Below are 265 nucleotides of genomic sequence, written 5' to 3' on the forward strand. Positions count from 1 at the left end.
GAGAGTGTCTGATGGTTTGTGTGTGGGAATCCATCCCGCATAAGGAGATAAGCCAGAATGACTACTGTGGCACGACGAGACCCGGCTGATAAGGCCAAGATTGATGCAATTGAGAAAAAGCTTCTTGCTAACCCTGAAATCGCGAAGCTGATCGACGAATTGGGCACTTCCACCTCGGATGCCAATGACTTGGTGCGCGGCATGTTGCAAGCCTCGATTACCCGAGGGCTTAATGCTGAGATAGATGCCCACCTCGGTTATCAAT

Annotated in this window: 1 pseudogene; it reads left to right on the plus strand. The window is 50.6% G+C overall.

Annotation, left to right across the window (positions count from 1 at the left end):
- Nucleotides 1–57: 57 nt before the first annotated feature.
- A pseudogene (locus HMPREF2692_RS04720) lies at nucleotides 58–265 on the plus strand (IS256 family transposase); the annotation flags it as partial.

The sequence above is a fragment of the Corynebacterium sp. HMSC036D03 genome, assembly GCF_001836185.1.
Lineage (GTDB): Bacteria > Actinomycetota > Actinomycetes > Mycobacteriales > Mycobacteriaceae > Corynebacterium > Corynebacterium simulans.